This window comes from Lelliottia sp. F153, from assembly GCF_002870005.1.
Lineage (GTDB): Bacteria > Pseudomonadota > Gammaproteobacteria > Enterobacterales > Enterobacteriaceae > Enterobacter > Enterobacter nimipressuralis.
Window position 1 is genome coordinate 181,068 of sequence record NZ_PKFT01000005.1, and the last position, 16,737, is coordinate 197,804.

General features: G+C 54.0%; 14 protein-coding genes. 3 read left to right on the forward strand and 11 right to left on the reverse strand.

Translation table 11 applies throughout. From position 1 onward, the window contains the following. Positions 1 to 31 precede the first annotated feature (31 nt). The gene (locus F153LOC_RS14255) at positions 32 to 598 is read left to right on the forward strand and encodes an NADPH-dependent FMN reductase (protein ID WP_102105123.1); all 567 of its coding nucleotides are present in this window, start codon (positions 32 to 34) and stop codon (positions 596 to 598) included. A gap of 38 nt (positions 599 to 636) precedes the next feature. Here the strand turns inward: F153LOC_RS14255 and adeP are convergent, their stop codons facing one another. Further along, positions 637 to 1,974 (reverse strand): adenine permease AdeP, encoded by a 1,338-nt coding sequence (adeP, locus tag F153LOC_RS14260; protein ID WP_142503673.1) that lies wholly within the window; start codon positions 1,972 to 1,974, stop codon positions 637 to 639. 166 nt (positions 1,975 to 2,140) lie between these two features. Here adeP and yieH point away from each other — a divergent pair, with 166 nt between their 5' ends. Continuing rightward, complete coding sequence (gene yieH, locus F153LOC_RS14265) at positions 2,141 to 2,806, forward strand: 6-phosphogluconate phosphatase (RefSeq protein WP_102105124.1); 666 nt, start codon at positions 2,141 to 2,143, stop codon at positions 2,804 to 2,806. 96 nt (positions 2,807 to 2,902) lie between these two features. On the opposite strand, the gene phoU is transcribed toward yieH, so the two are convergent. The 7 genes from phoU to glmU all read right to left on the reverse strand — a co-directional run bounded on the left by phoU (position 2,903) and on the right by glmU (position 11,250). After that, positions 2,903 to 3,628, reverse strand: a complete 726-nt coding sequence (phoU, locus tag F153LOC_RS14270) for a phosphate signaling complex protein PhoU (RefSeq protein ID WP_095284109.1) — start codon at positions 3,626 to 3,628, stop codon at positions 2,903 to 2,905. Positions 3,629 to 3,654: 26 nt separating this feature from the next. Then, positions 3,655 to 4,428: a phosphate ABC transporter ATP-binding protein PstB gene (gene pstB / locus F153LOC_RS14275; RefSeq protein ID WP_100778288.1), complete on the reverse strand. Its 774-nt coding sequence runs from the start codon at positions 4,426 to 4,428 to the stop codon at positions 3,655 to 3,657. A gap of 46 nt (positions 4,429 to 4,474) precedes the next feature. Next, positions 4,475 to 5,365 carry a phosphate ABC transporter permease PstA gene (gene pstA / locus F153LOC_RS14280; protein ID WP_100778289.1) on the reverse strand — a complete coding sequence of 297 codons (891 nt, stop codon included), beginning with the start codon at positions 5,363 to 5,365 and terminating at the stop codon, positions 4,475 to 4,477. After that, the gene (pstC, locus tag F153LOC_RS14285) at positions 5,365 to 6,324 is read right to left on the reverse strand and encodes a phosphate ABC transporter permease PstC (protein WP_100778290.1); all 960 of its coding nucleotides are present in this window, start codon (positions 6,322 to 6,324) and stop codon (positions 5,365 to 5,367) included. Before pstC ends, pstA begins: the two co-directional genes overlap by 1 nt. 76 nt (positions 6,325 to 6,400) lie before the next feature. Next, positions 6,401 to 7,441 (reverse strand): phosphate ABC transporter substrate-binding protein PstS, encoded by a 1,041-nt coding sequence (pstS, locus tag F153LOC_RS14290; RefSeq protein ID WP_102105125.1) that lies wholly within the window; start codon positions 7,439 to 7,441, stop codon positions 6,401 to 6,403. A gap of 320 nt (positions 7,442 to 7,761) precedes the next feature. Continuing rightward, positions 7,762 to 9,591 carry a glutamine--fructose-6-phosphate transaminase (isomerizing) gene (glmS, locus tag F153LOC_RS14295; RefSeq protein WP_102105126.1) on the reverse strand — a complete coding sequence of 610 codons (1,830 nt, stop codon included), beginning with the start codon at positions 9,589 to 9,591 and terminating at the stop codon, positions 7,762 to 7,764. A gap of 288 nt (positions 9,592 to 9,879) precedes the next feature. Further along, entirely contained in the window at positions 9,880 to 11,250 is a 1,371-nt protein-coding gene (glmU, locus tag F153LOC_RS14300; protein WP_102105127.1) for a bifunctional UDP-N-acetylglucosamine diphosphorylase/glucosamine-1-phosphate N-acetyltransferase GlmU, read from the reverse strand. Between the two features lie 344 nt (positions 11,251 to 11,594). Between glmU and F153LOC_RS14305 the strand changes: the two genes are divergently transcribed. After that, on the forward strand, positions 11,595 to 13,691 hold the full coding sequence (locus F153LOC_RS14305; protein ID WP_102105128.1) for a right-handed parallel beta-helix repeat-containing protein: 2,097 nt from the start codon (positions 11,595 to 11,597) through the stop codon (positions 13,689 to 13,691). 302 nt (positions 13,692 to 13,993) lie between these two features. Here F153LOC_RS14305 and F153LOC_RS14310 read toward each other — a convergent pair whose 3' ends face one another. The 3 genes from F153LOC_RS14310 to atpG are packed head-to-tail and all read right to left on the reverse strand — an operon-like array spanning position 13,994 to position 16,706. Beyond that, entirely contained in the window at positions 13,994 to 14,413 is a 420-nt protein-coding gene (locus F153LOC_RS14310) for a F0F1 ATP synthase subunit epsilon (RefSeq protein WP_100778295.1), read from the reverse strand. A gap of 20 nt (positions 14,414 to 14,433) precedes the next feature. Then, complete coding sequence (atpD, locus tag F153LOC_RS14315; RefSeq protein ID WP_100778296.1) at positions 14,434 to 15,816, reverse strand: F0F1 ATP synthase subunit beta; 1,383 nt, start codon at positions 15,814 to 15,816, stop codon at positions 14,434 to 14,436. A 26-nt stretch (positions 15,817 to 15,842) separates the two neighbouring features. Next, positions 15,843 to 16,706 carry a F0F1 ATP synthase subunit gamma gene (atpG, locus tag F153LOC_RS14320; protein WP_100778297.1) on the reverse strand — a complete coding sequence of 288 codons (864 nt, stop codon included), beginning with the start codon at positions 16,704 to 16,706 and terminating at the stop codon, positions 15,843 to 15,845. Between the last annotated feature and the right edge of the window lie 31 nt (positions 16,707 to 16,737).

A 16,737-nucleotide genomic window follows, 5' to 3' on the forward strand; every position in this document is an offset into this window, starting at 1 on the left:
GATGGGCCATCATGATGAAAAAGGAGTAATCATGTCTGATACGTTGAAAGTTGTTACGTTACTGGGAAGCCTGCGCAAAGGTTCATTTAACGGGATGGTTGCCCGCACGTTGCCTAAGCTGGCACCGGCAGGAATGGAGGTCTCCGCGCTGCCATCGATCGGCGATATTCCTCTGTATGACGCCGATGTTCAGCAGGAAGAAGGGTTCCCGCAAAGCGTTGAAGCGCTGGCCGAGCAAATTCGCCAGGCTGATGGCGTGGTCATTGTGACACCTGAGTACAACTATTCGGTGCCGGGCGGGTTGAAGAATGCAATCGACTGGCTTTCCCGTTTACCTGAGCAGCCGCTTTCCGGCAAGCCGGTGCTGATCCAGACCAGTTCCATGGGCGCGATTGGCGGCGCACGCTGCCAGTATCATCTGCGTCAGATTCTGGTGTTCCTGGATGCGATGGTGATGAACAAGCCGGAATTTATGGGCGGCGTGATTCAGAACAAAGTGGATACGCAGACGGGCGAAGTGGTGGATCAGAGCACGCTGGATCATCTGACCGGTCAGTTGACCGCGTTTGGGGAGTATATTCAGCGGGTGAAAGCGTAAGGGAATCAGCCCTTTCCCGCCGGGAAAGGGCTTTTTGTTTATTTCGCGTCAATAAACACAATCTTCAGCACAAACAGCAGCGCCACCACGATCACGCATGGGCTGAGTTCGCGGAAACGACCAGTACCGATTTTCATCACGCAGTAGGAGATGAAGCCCAGAGCGATACCTTCGGTGATGGAGAAGCTAAACGGCATCATCACGGCGGTAATAAACGCCGGAACCGCTTCGGTTAAATCTTCCCACTTCACGCGCGACAGGCTCGACGTCATCAGCACGCCAACGTAAATCAGTGCGCCAGCAGCCGCGTACGGTGGAACCATCCCCGCCAGCGGAGAGAGGAAGATCACCAGCAGGAACAGCAGGCCCACGACGACGGCGGTCAGACCGGTACGGCCACCGACGGAGACGCCGGACGAGGACTCAATGTACGCCGTAACAGAAGAGGTCCCGATGAAAGAACCGGCAACAGACGAAATGCTATCCACATACAGCGCCTGTTTCATGCGCGGGAATTTGCCTTTCTCATCCGCCAGACCCGCTTTATCGGTCACACCGATAAGGGTACCGGAGGAGTCGAACAGGTTCACCAGCATGAAGGAGAAAATTACACCCGCCAGGCCCAGATTAAACGAGCCTGCCAGATCGACGTGGCCAATCACCGTTGTCACACTTGGCGGTGCAGAAACGATGCCGTTGTAATGCACGTCACCCAGCATCCAGCCGAACAGGGTGGTCACGATAATAGAGACCAGCACCGCGGCGTGAATATTACGGGATGCCAGAATCGCGATGATGAAGAAGCCCAGCACACCCAACAGCACGCTGTGTGAGGTCAGGTTACCGATGCTCACCAGGGTTTCCGGGTTAGCGACGATCACACCCGCGTTTTTCAGCCCCATCATGCCGATAAACAGTCCGATACCACTGGTGATGCCGACACGCAGGCTCACCGGGATATTGGCAATCATCCAGTAACGTACGCGGAAAATGGTCAGCAGCAACAAACCTACCGCGCCCCAGAAGATGGCGCCCATACCCACTTGCCACGGCAGACCCATCGCCTGCACAACCACGAATGCGAAGAAAGCGTTCAGACCCATTGCTGGTGCCAGTGCAACCGGAAGGTTAGCAAACACGCCCATCAGGATGCTGCCGAGTGCAGCGATCAGACAGGTGGTCACGAAGACCGCGCTGGTGTCCATGCCAGCCACGCCCAGAATCTGCGGGTTAACAAAAACGATATAAACCATCGTCAGGAAGGTGGTAAAACCGGCGATCACTTCAGTGCGTGCCGTTGTGCCGTGCTCGCGCAGTTTAAACACGCGCTCAAGCAGACCCTGACCAGATGTCTGGGTAGTGTGTTGTTGGCTCATCATCAGTTTCCGAACAAGGAGGGAAAAATCCGTCGCTATCCTATACCAAAATGCGACAATAGGCGCGTTTGCGAGCGACTTTTTTTCATTGATTTTGCTTATACGGCAACGATTGCGTCCCGCAAATTGCATTACGTAAACGTTAAACTTGTTAAAAGGGAAAGGCATGTCCGGAATTGAAGCGGTATTTTTCGACTGCGACGGTACGCTGGTCGACAGTGAGGTCATTTGTTCCCGTGCGTATGTCAGCATGTTCCAGGAATTCGGCATTACGCTCGATCTTGAAGAGACGTTCAAGCGCTTCAAAGGCGTCAAACTCTACGAGATCATCGACATTATCAACGCTGAGCACGGCGTCAGTCTGGCGAAGGCCGACTTAGAACCCGTTTACCGCGCCGAGGTCGCACGCCTTTTCGACTCGGAACTGGAGGTCATCGCCGGGGCAAACGCCCTGCTGGATTCGATCGCTGTGCCGATGTGCGTGGTGTCCAACGGCCCGGTCAGCAAAATGCAGCACTCCCTCGGCAAGCTTGAAATGTTGCACCATTTCCCGGAAAAACTGTTCAGCGGCTACGATATTCAGCGCTGGAAGCCCGATCCGGCCCTGATGTTCCACGCCGCGAAAGCGATGAACGTGAACGTTGAAAATTGCATTCTGGTGGATGATTCCAGCGCAGGCGCGCAGTCCGGGATTGATGCAGGGATGGAGGTGTTTTACTTCTGTGCCGATCCGCATAACAAACCGATCAGCCACCCGAAAGTGACAACCTTTACCGATCTGGCGCAGTTGCCGGAATTGTGGAAAGCGCGTGGGTGGGATATTACGCGTTAATGAAAAAAGCCGGACAGCGCTCGCGCTTATCCGGCCTACAGATCCGTGGTTTTTCAGGCCCGGTAAGCGTCGCGCTACCGGGCTTTTTACAGCGGATCACTCTTTCGGGTCTTTCCCTGCCAGCAGCTTGTCCAGCTCATCCCCGCCCACGTGACGGAAATCCTGTCCCTTCACGAAGTAGAAGATGTATTCACAAATGTTCTGGCAGCGGTCGCCGATACGCTCGATAGAACGTGCGCAGAACAGGGCGGTCAGGACGCTCGGAATGGTGCGCGGATCTTCCATCATGTAGGTCATCAGCTGACGCACGATGCCTTCATACTCCTGGTCGACCTTCTTGTCTTCACGGTAAATACGCACCGCTTCATCGAGATCCATACGCGCGAACGCATCCAGCACGTCATGCAGCATCTGCACCGTATGACGACCCAACGATTCCAGGCTCACCAGCAGCGGCTGGTGCTGGTGGGAGAACTTCTCGAGCGCGGTGCGGCAGATTTTGTCCGCCACGTCGCCAATGCGCTCCAGCTCGGCGATAGTTTTGATGATCGCCATCACCAGACGCAGGTCGCTCGCCGTCGGCTGACGTTTCGCGATGATACGAACGCAGGCTTCGTCGATCGCCACTTCCATCATGTTGACGTTTTTGTCGCCTTCAACAACGCGCTTTGCCAGCTCGCTGTCCTGGTTGTGCATGGCGGTGATCGCATCAGACAGTTGTTGCTCGACCATGCCGCCCATCGTCATCACCTGGGTGCGGATACTTTCCAGCTCTGCGTTGAACTGGCCGGAAATGTGTTTATTTAGATTGAGGTTATCCATGGTTTCTCCACATGCACTAAGGCAAATCAACCGTAGCGGCCAGTAATATAATCTTCGGTTTGTTTCTTCGCGGGCTTGGTGAACAGATCGTCCGTGTTGCTGAACTCAATCAACTCGCCCAGGTACATAAATGCCGTATGGTCGGAACAACGCGCAGCCTGCTGCATGTTGTGGGTCACAATCACCACGGTGTAATCCTGTTTCAGCTCGGTGATCAGCTCTTCAATACGACCGGTGGAGATCGGGTCCAGGGCTGAGCACGGCTCATCCAGCAGCAACACTTCCGGGCGAATGGCGATACCGCGCGCAATGCACAGACGCTGCTGCTGACCACCGGAGAGAGAGTATCCGCTCTGGTGCAGTTTATCTTTGGTTTCGTTCCATAATGCGGCCTTGGTCAAGGCCCACTGCACGCGCTCGTCCATATCAGCACGGGAGAGTTTTTCAAACAAACGCACTCCAAACGCGATGTTGTCGTAGATCGACATCGGGAACGGCGTCGGTTTCTGGAACACCATCCCCACTTTGGCACGCAGCAGGGCGATATCCTGGGTATTGGTCAGAATGTTGTCGCCATCCAGCAGAATTTCGCCTTCCGCGCGCTGCTCCGGATACAGCTCAAACATCTTGTTAAAGGTGCGCAGCAGCGTGGATTTGCCACAACCTGATGGTCCGATAAATGCCGTGACCTGGTTCTTGGCGATATCCAGGTTGATGTTTTTCAGGGCATGGAATTTACCGTAGTAGAAGTTCAAATCACGAACCTTGATCTTACCCGGTGCAGTATCAACCATACTCATTGACTCATTTCCTCATTCGGCGCCGCGTGATGCCGCGCCGTCAAAATTAACCGTGTTTCTGCTTCGCGAAGATGACGCGCGCCAGAATGTTCAGCAACAGTACGCAAAGGGTAATAATCAGCACGCCGGCCCAGGCCAGCTGCTGCCACTCCGCGAACGGGCTCATCGCAAATTTAAAGATGGTGACCGGCAGGTTGGCGATGGGCTGCATCATGTCCGTGCTCCAGAACTGATTGGAGAGCGCGGTGAACAGCAGCGGCGCGGTTTCACCCGCAATACGCGCAATTGCCAGCAGGATACCGGTCATGATCCCCGAGACCGACGCTTTCAGCGTGATCGCCGAAATCATTTTCCATTTCGGTGTGCCGAGTGCATAAGCCGCTTCGCGCAGGCTGTCCGGCACCAGTTTCAGCATGTTCTCGGTGGTACGAATAACGATAGGCACCTGCAGCAGCGCCAGCGCAATCACACCCGCCCAACCGGAGAAGTGCTCCATCTGTGCTACCACAATGGTGTAGACGAACAGACCGACAACGATAGACGGCGCAGAGAGCAGGATGTCGTTGATGAAACGAATCACTTCCGCGACCCAGGATTTACGGCCATATTCCGCCAGATAAATCCCCGCCATGATCCCGAGCGGCGTACCGACTGCGGTCGCCCACAGGATCAGCAACCCGCTGCCCGCCAGGGCATTCGCCAGGCCACCGCCCGCCGTATTCGGCGGCGGCGTCATTTCGGTGAACAGGGCAATCGACATCCCGTCGATGCCGCGCGTAATGGTAGAAAACAGGATCCACACCAGCCAGAACAGGCCAAACGCCATCGTTGCCATCGACAGCGTCAGCGCCAGACGGTTCTTCATGCGGCGGCGCGCCTGCATTTTGCGGCGAGATTCAGCCAGTTCAGCGGTGGATTGCATTTCGAGAGTCGTCATTAGCGTGCCCCCTCACTTTTTGCGAGGCGCATGATCATCAGCTTGGAGATCGCCAGAACAATAAAGGTGATAACAAACAGTATCAGGCCCAGCTCCATCAGTGCCGCCACGTGCAGCCCAGATTCCGCTTCGGCGAACTCATTCGCCAGCGCAGAGGTGATGCTGTTGCCCGGCATATAGAGCGAAACGCTGTCGAGCTGGTAGGTGTTACCGATGATAAAGGTCACGGCCATGGTTTCACCCAGCGCGCGCCCGAGGCCCAGCATGATGCCGCCGATAACACCATTTTTGGTGAACGGCAGGACGATACGCCAGATCACTTCCCAGGTGGTGCAACCGATCCCGTAGGCCGACTCTTTCATCATCACCGGGGTTTGTTCGAAGACATCGCGCATGACCGCCGCAATGTACGGAATAATCATGATGGCGAGAATTACGCCTGCCGCCAGAATACCAATCCCGAAGGCCGGACCGGAGAACAGCGCGCCCACAAATGGAATGTTGGAGAGGATATTCCCCACCGGCTCCTGGAAGTAGGTCGCGAACAGCGGCGCAAAAATGAACAAGCCCCACATGCCGTAAACGATACTCGGGATCGCCGCCAGCAGTTCAATCGCGATACCCAGCGGGCGTCGCAGCCAGCCAGGCGCCAGCTCCGTCAGGAACAGGGCGATACCAAAGCTCACAGGAACGGCAATCAGCAGGGCGATAAACGAGGTCACGAGCGTGCCGTAAATCGGCACCAGCGCACCGTAGATATCGTTTGGCGCGTCCCACTCTTTGGTCCACAGGAAGGAGAAACCGAATTTCTGGATGCTCGGCCAGGAGGAGAAAATCAGGGACACGATAATGCCGCCCAGCAGCAATAGCACAATCAGCGCAGCCAGTCGGACCAGCGCGCTGAAAATCTTGTCACCATGTTTCCCCGGAGGGCTAAAAGCAGGCTTGGTTGCAGCCATAAATCACTCTTCTGTTAAATACGTTTTACGAATAAGGGCGGGTGAAATCACCCGCCATTTTCGTCAGAATGCTGAATCAGTACAATGCTTTACCGCTGCTATCTTTTACGTTGGTTTTCCATGCAGCACGAATCTGCTCAACCACGCTGTCTGGCAGGCTGGCGTAATCCAGGTCATTAGCCTGTTTGCCGCCGTTTTTGTACGCCCAGTCGAAGAACTTCAGCACTTCGGCGCCCTGCTCAGGTTTCTTCTGATCTTTGTGGATCAGGATGAAAGTGGTAGAGGTAATTGGCCACGCCTCATCACCTTTCTGGTTAGTCAGGTCCTGCGCGAAGGATTTGCTCCAGTCTGCGCCTTTGGCAGCGTTCGCAAAGTTCTCTTCAGTCGGGCTAACCGGTTTGCCGTCGGCAGAGATGAGCTTGGTGTAAGCCAGGTTATTCTGCTTAGCATAAGCGTACTCTACGTAGCCGATTGAGCCAGGCAGACGCTGTACGAACGCGGCGATACCGTCGTTACCTTTGCCGCCCAGGCCCGTCGGCCAGTTCACAGTAGAGCCAGAACCGACTTTGGATTTCCACTCTTCGTTCACTTTCGCCAGGTAGCTGGTGAAGACGAAGGAGGTGCCAGAACCGTCAGCGCGACGAACCACAGCGATGTTCTGCGAAGGCAGTTTTACACCTGGGTTCAGTTTGGTGATGGCTTCGTCATCCCATTTTTTGATTTTGCCGAGATAGATATCACCCAGCGTTTTGCCATCCAGCACCAGTTCGCCAGATTTCAGGCCAGGGATATTCACGGCCAGCACAACACCACCGATCACGGTCGGGAACTGGAACAGACCTTCCTGAGCCAGTTTGTCATCAGACAGCGGAGCGTCTGATGCGCCGAAATCAACGGTATTCGCCGTAATTTGTTTAACGCCACCGGAGGAGCCGATACCCTGATAGTTAACCTTGTTGCCGGTTTCTTTCTGGTAAGTATCAGCCCATTTGGCATACACCGGCGCAGGGAATGTTGCACCAGCGCCAGTCAGGCTTGCTTCTGCGAATACAGAGAAAGCGCTCAGAGATAAGGTCGCGGCGACAACAGTTGCGACAGTGGTACGCATAACTTTCATAATGTCTCCTGCAAGATTTCGTAAATCATTGTTTGAGTGGCTACGATGAGCAAAATAGGACAAACAGGTGACAGATAAATGTACGAATTATGACAGTTTTATGACAGTGAAAGTTTGACTTAAGATTTCACAAAATTAGACTTAATAATCATCGCGTTATCCACTTATGTGACAGTGGGATTTCAGAAAAATTTTCTTTCTGTGACACAGTAATGTGTAGCTGAAGATGACAGATTGTCATAAATAAAAAAATAAGAATGGATGAAAAACGAACCGGGAAGGGATAAAAAAGCTCCACCCGAAGGTGGAGCCTGAAGGGATTATTCTACGGTGACGGACTTCGCCAGGTTACGCGGCTGGTCAACGTCGGTGCCTTTGATCAGCGCGACGTGATACGCCAGCAGCTGCAGCGGAACGGTGTAGAAGATCGGGGCAATGACCTCTTCCACATGCGGCATCTCAATGATGTGCATGTTGTCGTTGCTGACGAACCCGGCGTCCTGATCGGCGAAGACGTAAAGCTGGCCGCCACGGGCACGCACTTCTTCGATGTTCGATTTCAGTTTTTCCAGCAGTTCATTGTTCGGTGCAACGACGATGACCGGCATGTCTGCATCAATCAGCGCCAGCGGGCCGTGTTTCAGCTCGCCTGCGGCGTAGGCTTCCGCATGAATGTAAGAGATCTCTTTCAGCTTCAGCGCGCCTTCCAGCGCGATAGGGTACTGATCGCCACGACCGAGGAACAGCGCGTGGTGTTTGTCAGAGAAATCTTCAGCCAGCGCTTCGATGCGTTTGTCCTGGGACAGCATCTGCTCGATACGGCTCGGCAGCGTCTGCAGCCCGTGAACGATATCGTGCTCGATAGACGCATCCTGGCCTTTCAGACGCGCCAGTTTCGCCACCAGCATCAACAGCACAGTCAGCTGGGTGGTGAACGCTTTGGTCGATGCCACGCCGATTTCGGTGCCGGCTTTGGTCATCAGCGCCAGATCCGATTCACGTACCAGAGAAGAACCCGGCACGTTACAGATCGCCAGCGAACCGAGATAACCCAGCTCTTTCGACAGACGCAGTGCTGCCAGGGTATCCGCCGTTTCACCGGACTGGGAAAGAGTGATCATCAGGCTGTTACGGCGCACCGCTGATTTGCGGTAGCGGAATTCCGAGGCGATTTCGACATCGCACGGCACGCCCGCCAGCGCTTCAAACCAGTAGCGCGACACCATCCCCGAGTTGTAAGAGGTACCACAGGCCACAATCTGAATATGCTCGACGTTGGCCAGCATTTCGTTGGCGTTAGCGCCCAGCTCGCTGAGATCCACCTCGCCGTGGCTGATACGCCCGGTCAGGGTGTTCTTGATCGCGTTCGGCTGCTCGTAGATCTCTTTCTGCATGTAGTGACGGTACGCGCCTTTGTCGCCCGCGTCGTACTGCAGGTTGGATTCAATCTCCTGACGCTTCACCTGTGCGCCGGATTTATCAAAGACCGTCACACTGCGACGGGTCACTTCCGCGATATCGCCCTCTTCCAGGAAGATAAAGCGACGGGTCACCGGCAGCAGCGCCAGCTGATCGGAAGCAATGAAGTTTTCGCCCATCCCCATGCCGATCACCATCGGGCTACCGGAACGTGCCGCCAGCAGGGTGCTCGGATCACGGGAATCCATAATCACTGTACCGTACGCACCGCGCAACTGAGGAATGGTGCGCAGCACTGCTTCACGCAGCGTACCGCCCTGTTCCAGCTCCCAGTGAACCAGATGAGCGATAACTTCGGTGTCAGTTTCAGAGACAAAAGTGTAGCCACGCGCTTTCAACTCTTCGCGCAGCGGTTCGTGGTTTTCGATAATGCCGTTATGCACCACCACAATGTGTTCAGACACATGCGGGTGGGCGTTACCTTCAGACGGTTCACCGTGCGTTGCCCAGCGGGTGTGCGCGATGCCTGTTCCGCCGTGCAGCGGCGTTTCTTCCGCGGCTTGCGCCAGCATTTGCACTTTACCGAGACGGCGCAGACGGGTCATGTGACCTTCTGCATCAACCACTGCCAGACCGGCAGAGTCATAGCCACGGTATTCCAGACGGCGTAAACCTTCGAGAAGGATTTCAGCAATATCACGCTGCGCAACTGCGCCAACAATTCCACACATAGTTAGATTTCCTGATAATGGCGATTTGCCATGCGTTGTCGCTGACCTGTATTACTCTTCGTCTTTTACGCTGTGACTCTATTGGCGGGCATGTTTTCCGCCGGGCCACAACGCGAAATTCTTTGAGTAATGCCCGTTAGGGCGCCCCGAGCCTTGTAGAGAGTGGGGTTATATTTATAGGTACTGCCTTTGGGCGGGGGATTATGTTATCCCCTCATCCCCTGTCCACCGGCAATGCCGACAGACAAATTCGTCGGGCGAGTAAGCGAAGTGCCACCCGTCCTGGTTTTACTTTTTCTTCACCGGACGCTGCCAGCCTTGCTTGTTAACCTGCGGTACGCGGCTGAGCACCAGCTCATTGTCCGCCACATCGCGCGTCACGGTCGTTCCGGCGGCGATGGTCACACCGTTGCCGACGGTGACCGGAGCCACCAGCTGCGTATCGGAGCCAACAAACACATCGTTACCGATAATGGTTTTAAACTTGTTCGCGCCATCGTAGTTACAGGTGATGGTACCCGCACCGATATTAACGTTGTCGCCAATTTCCGCGTCGCCCAGATAGGTCAGATGACCGGCTTTGGAGCCTTTACCCAGACGCGCTTTTTTCATCTCGACGAAGTTACCGACGTGAGCGCCTTCCAGCAGCTCAGCGCCTGGACGAAGACGCGCGAACGGGCCGATGGTGCAAGCCGCTTCCAGATGCGCATCTTCCACCACGCTATACGGGCTGATTTCGCAGTCATCGCCAATCACGCTATTTTTGATCACGCAGCCGGTGCCGATTTTGACGCGATTCCCCAGCGTGACCTGACCTTCAATAATAACGTTAGTGTCGATTTCCACATCACGCCCATGAATCAACGCCCCGCGCAGATCAAAACGCGCCGGATCGCGCAGCATGACACCTGCCAGCAGCAGCTTTTCAGCCTGCTCAGCCTGGTAAACGCGCTCAAGACGAGAGAGCTGCAGACGGTTGTTCACGCCCTCAACTTCGCTCAGGCGATCGGGATGAACCGCTACGATCTCGTTACCTTCCTGGTGCGCCAGGGCAATGATATCGGTGATGTAGTATTCACCCTGGGCATTGTTGTTGTTCAGTTTAGCCAGCCAGCGCTTCATGTCTGCGCCGTTGGCGATCAGGATTCCGGTATTGATTTCCTGAATCTGACGCTGTTCGTCAGAGGCATCTTTGTGCTCAACGATACCGGTCACTTTGCCGTTTTCACGCGTGATACGACCATAGCCTGTCGGGTCGTCCAGTTTGACGGTAAGTAAACCGATGCCGCCCTGCGGTTTGGCTTCACGCAGGCGAGTCAGGGTTTCCACCGCGATCAGCGGGACATCACCGTAGAGCATCAGAATGTCTTCGTCATCCGCGAAGAACGGCGCGGCCTGCTGCATCGCATGGCCCGTTCCCAGCTGTTCTGCCTGAAGTACCCAGTTGAGTTTGTCATCGCGCAGTGTTTGCTTAAGCAGATCGCCGCCGTGGCCATACACCAGATGCACTTTGCTGGCGCCCAATTCGCTTGCGGCATCAATGACATGCTGCACCATTGGCTTTCCTGCCAGGGTGTGAAGCACCTTAGGAAGATCGGAATACATGCGGGTACCTTTGCCTGCGGCAAGAATGACCACGCTCATCGTATTGTTCAACATACGCGTCCTGACTGTAATTTGAGTGAGAAGTAAAACCCTTTGACGTTGAAAATTCTACATATTTTGCGCCATAAAATGGACTGCTGGTAAAACGCTCAACATCGGCTGCTTATTGCTATTTGAGGATAGATTTGAGGCCAGAGTAAATCACTTTTTCTCTGGAAAATAGCTTTCTTGCGGCAAGTCGTAAGCGTTCACAACAGGTTAGCTATTTTTTCGCCTCAAGAATAAAGATCGCTCTAAAGCAAAACAGTGTTTTAATTATTCAATATTGTGACACCTAAAAAAGAAACACTGTTTCATCTTGATGATAATGGCGCTCAATTATCAATCAGGAGAATAAAATGAATTATAAAATACCTCTGGCCCTAATGATGTGTAGCTCCTTTGCTGTCTCGGCTGCTGAGCAGCACATCTGGAAAGCCATTGCCTTTGGGCAGTCTACGGATCTGAATTTTTCCTCGAACGTCCTGCCGGAAAAAATCGGCGTCAACGATGTCACCATTGATGGCAAAAAACTCACGCCGCAGGACACCGCGGATCTCACGAAACCCGTCACCCTTGAAAGCCGGGGCGGTAAGATCGCCAACTCTCACGATGGATTAACCTTTTTCTATACCGAACTGCCCACCAGCGACAATTTCGAGCTACAGGCTACCGTTCGGGTTGAGCAGTTTGGGCCGGAGAATGGCGCAAAACCCGCCGCGCAGGAGGGGGCTGGCCTGCTGGTGCGTGATGTGATCGGTGTGCCGCGCCAGCAGCCGCTCAGGGAGGGCTATGAAGAGTTTCCTGCCGCCTCCAACCAGGTGATGAACGCCATCATGACGCAGGATAAAAAGGACAATGTGCGGGTAAAAATGCAGGCGATCACCCGCGAGGGGATTTCTCAACCCTGGGGCAATGCGGGTGCAGGAATCAATAAGCAAAGCTACAAAGAGGAGATCGACCTGAGCCAGACGCCGGAATTCCGTCTGAAACTGCAACGAACCAACGACGGATTTATTACAGCCTGGTCGCCCGTCGGCAGCGATGCCTGGGTGAGCCAAAGCGTGCCAAGCGCGGATCTTATTTCGGTGCAGAAAAGGGACCATTATTACGTCGGCTTCTTCGCCTCACGTAATGCAAAAATAACGGTGTCAGATGCCTCTCTCACGACTTCAGCGGCAGATACGGTCACCTCAAAACCCTGGCAGGCAAAAAACCTGCCGGTGGTGGTGCAGCTGAATTCCGCAGCGAAAAGCACATCAGAGAAGTATCGGGTCCAGGCCCGGGCGAATAGCGACGGCGTGTTCAGCGTGCGTCAGAACGAAGTGGTGATCGGTAATGATAAAGCGGTCAAAGCCGGCGAGATGTACTCCCTGCCGACCACGCTGACAGAGACCAATGCCTTTAACCTTAGCTTTACGCCCGCGCAGGGTGATACGGTTCATCAGCAGTTCACTGTCGAGAAGGTCGATGGTTTTACGGCACAGACACTTTACGCCGCACCTGACGGCACGGCCGACGGACAGGGAACGATCGCCTCGCCGCTGGATTTGGCGAGTGCAATTAACCTGCTTGCACCGGGCGGCACCCTTATCCTGAAAGCCGGAGAGTATCCGCGCAGCGAAATCCCACTGGCCGCCAGCGGTCATGCCGAACAGCGTAAAACGTTGCAGGCAGAAGGCAAAGCCGTGATCCATGGTCTGCTGGTGGACGCCAGCTACTGGAACATTAAGGGCGTCGATATTACGGACAAAAGCCTGCGCATCCAGGGCAGCCATAACCTGATTGAAAATGTGACCGCATACCGTAACGACGATACGGGCATTCAGATATCGTCCCCGGATAACGTGGGCCGACCGCTGTGGGCAAGCGATAACCGGGTGATCAACTCGGAGTCTTACGCCAACGTTGATCCCGGCAAAATCAATGCCGATGGGTTTGCGGTGAAGATGCGCGTGGGTGAGGGTAATCGTCTGGAGAACTGCTATTCCCACGACAATATCGACGATGGCTTTGACCTGTTCAATAAGATAGAAGACGGCGCAAATGGGGTTGTGGTGATCGAGAACTCTATCGCCCGCAATAACACCAGCAACGGCTTTAAACTGGGGGGAGAGGGGCAGCCGGTGGCGCATGAAGTGCGTAACAGCAAGGCGGAAGGGAATCAGCTGGACGGGTTTACCGACAACTTCAATCCCGGAAAGCTAGTGGTGACGAACAATGTGGCGGTGGACAATCAGCGATTTAACTTTATCTTCCGTCCGAGTCCGTATGGAGATGCCTCAACGCAGGGTATTTTCAGCGGGAACAAATCCGTGCGAACAAGACCGGGCCTCTATGACGATGCCGTGGTTGGTAATATTGATGAGACGAATTATTTTATCGCGGACGGGAAAAGCGTGAATAACAGCGGGGAAGTGCTGCCAGATGGCGCTTCGCTTATCACACAACGGTAAGCGTGGCGCCACTCGGCATACAGCAGATTACAGATTGAACGTGCCGAAAGAGACATTCATATTGCTGAAGAGAGCGATGACTTTATTGATCAGTTTCATGTTGGTATCCCAATGTTGTTGGCGTTAATTATGTGACACACATCACAAAAAGAAGTCTACTCCTCAACATTTAACCGATCAATATTTTTGTGATGAAAATCACAAAAAATTAAAACACCTTTTCAGTTCCATAAAATCTGAAACGCAGCCATAAAAAAAGCCAGTCTGAAACCAGACTGGCTTTTGTGCTTTTCAAGCCGGTGTTACATCGCTTTTTTGGTCAACTCGATAACGCGCAGTTTCGCGATCGCTTTGGCCAGCTCAGCTGAGGCCTGTGCGTAATCCACGTCGCCGTGAGAGCTCTTAATGTGCTCTTCCGCTTTACGCTTCGCTTCCAGAGCTCGCGCTTCGTCGAGATCCTGGCCACGAATAGCGGTATCAGCAAGAACGGTCACACTACCAGGCTGCACTTCAATCATGCCGCCGGACAGATAGATAAACTCTTCGTGACCGAACTGTTTCACGATGCGGATCATACCAGGCTTAATGGCGGTGAGCAGCGGTGCGTGCCCTGGGAAAATACCCAGTTCACCTTCACTACCCGTTACCTGGATTTTTTCGACCAGACCAGAGAACAGCTGTTGCTCTGCGCTGACGACGTCCAGGTGGTAAGTCATTGCCATATCACCCTCCGATTAAGGCGTTAAAGTTTTTTGGCTTTTTCCACGGCTTCGTCGATGGAACCAACCATGTAGAACGCCTGCTCTGGCAGGTGATCGTATTCGCCTTCCATGATGCCTTTAAAGCCACGGATGGTGTCTTTCAGGGAAACATATTTACCCGGTGAACCGGTGAATACTTCCGCAACGAAGAACGGCTGGGACAGGAAGCGCTGAATCTTACGCGCGCGAGCTACCACCAGTTTGTCTTCTTCAGACAGCTCATCCATACCCAGGATGGCGATGATGTCTTTCAGTTCCTGGTAACGCTGCAGCAGGGACTGTACGCCACGCGCGGTGTCGTAGTGTTCCTGACCAACAACCAGTGGATCCAGCTGACGGCTGGTGGAGTCCAGCGGGTCAACGGCCGGGTAGATACCCAGAGACGCGATCTGACGGCTCAGTACCACGGTTGCATCTAAGTGAGCAAAGGTGGTGGCTGGTGATGGGTCAGTCAAGTCATCCGCAGGTACGTATACCGCCTGTACGGAGGTGATAGAACCGGTTTTGGTTGAAGTGATACGTTCCTGCAGAACGCCCATCTCTTCCGCCAGAGTCGGCTGATAACCTACCGCTGAAGGCATACGACCCAGCAGTGCAGATACTTCAGTACCGGCCAGGGTGTAACGGTAGATGTTATCGACGAACAGCAGTACGTCACGACCTTCGTCACGGAACTTCTCAGCCATAGTCAGGCCGGTCAGAGCCACACGCAGACGGTTTCCTGGTGGCTCATTCATCTGGCCGTAAACCAGGGATACTTTATCCAGAACGTTGGAATCGGTCATTTCGTGGTAGAAGTCGTTACCCTCACGAGTACGCTCACCCACGCCTGCAAACACGGAATAACCGGAGTGCTCGATCGCGATGTTACGGATCAGCTCCATCATGTTTACGGTTTTACCTACACCCGCACCACCGAACAGACCGACTTTACCGCCCTTAGCGAACGGACACATCAGGTCGATAACTTTGATGCCGGTTTCCAGCAGTTCCTGAGAGCTTGACAGCTCTTCGTAGGAAGGTGCTGCACGGTGGATTGCCCAACGGTCTTCTTCACCGATGTCGCCTTTCATATCGATCGGCTGACCCAGCACGTTCATGATACGACCCAGCGTTGCTTTACCAACCGGGACTTCGATCGGGTGCTCGAGGTCTTTTACTTCCAGACCACGACGCAGACCGTCGGAAGAACCCATGGCGATGGTACGCACGATACCACCACCGAGCTGCTGCTGAACTTCCAGCACCAGGCTCTCATTACCATTCATAACCTCAAGAGCATCGTACACGCGCGGTACGGCATCCTGAGGGAATTCGACGTCAACCACGGCGCCGATTACCTGGACAATTTTTCCAGTAGCCATCTTGAATCCTCTACGAATTAACCTGGTTATACCGCGGATGCACCACCGACGATTTCGGTGAGTTCCTGAGTAATGCTGGCCTGACGAGCTTTGTTGTATACCAACTGCAGCTCTTTAATCAGGCTGCCGCCATTGTCGGTCGCGGCTTTCATCGCCACCATACGTGCGGCCTGCTCGCTGGCCAGGTTTTCTACCACGCCCTGATAAACCTGAGATTCAACGTAACGACGCAGCAGGGTATCCAGCAGCGGTTTCGGATCGGGTTCATACAGATAATCCCAGGCTTTATGTTTTAACTCTTCATCTTCTGATGCCGGCAAAGGCAGCAGCTGAGTGAGTGTCGGAACCTGAGACATGGTATTAATAAATTTGTTGCTGACAACGTACAGCCTGTCCAGACGGCCTTCATCATAGGCCTGCAACATCACTTTAACCGGGCCGATCAGTTCGGACAGGGACGGGTTATCACCCATACCAGTCACCTGAGCGACAATATTGCCACCCACTGAATTAAAGAAAGAAACGCCCTTGGAGCCGATCATCGCGATATCGCTCTGAACGCCTTTGTCGGACCAGACTTTCATATCCGCCAGCAGCTTTTTGAACAGGTTAATGTTCAAGCCACCGCACAGACCACGGTCGGTAGACACCACCAGGTAGCCCACGCGTTTAACGTCGCGTTCTTCCAGGTAAGGATGCTTATATTCCAGATTACCGTTCGCAAGGTGACCAATCACTTTGCGCATGGTATCTGCATAAGGACGGCTGGCCGCCATGCGATCCTGCGATTTACGCATTTTGGAAGCGGCGACCATTTCCATCGCTTTAGTGATCTTCTGCGTGTTCTGGACGCTTGCGATCTTACTACGTATCTCTTTTGCGCCGGCCATGAGCTTCTCCTCAATGCCTTGCGGCCTGTCC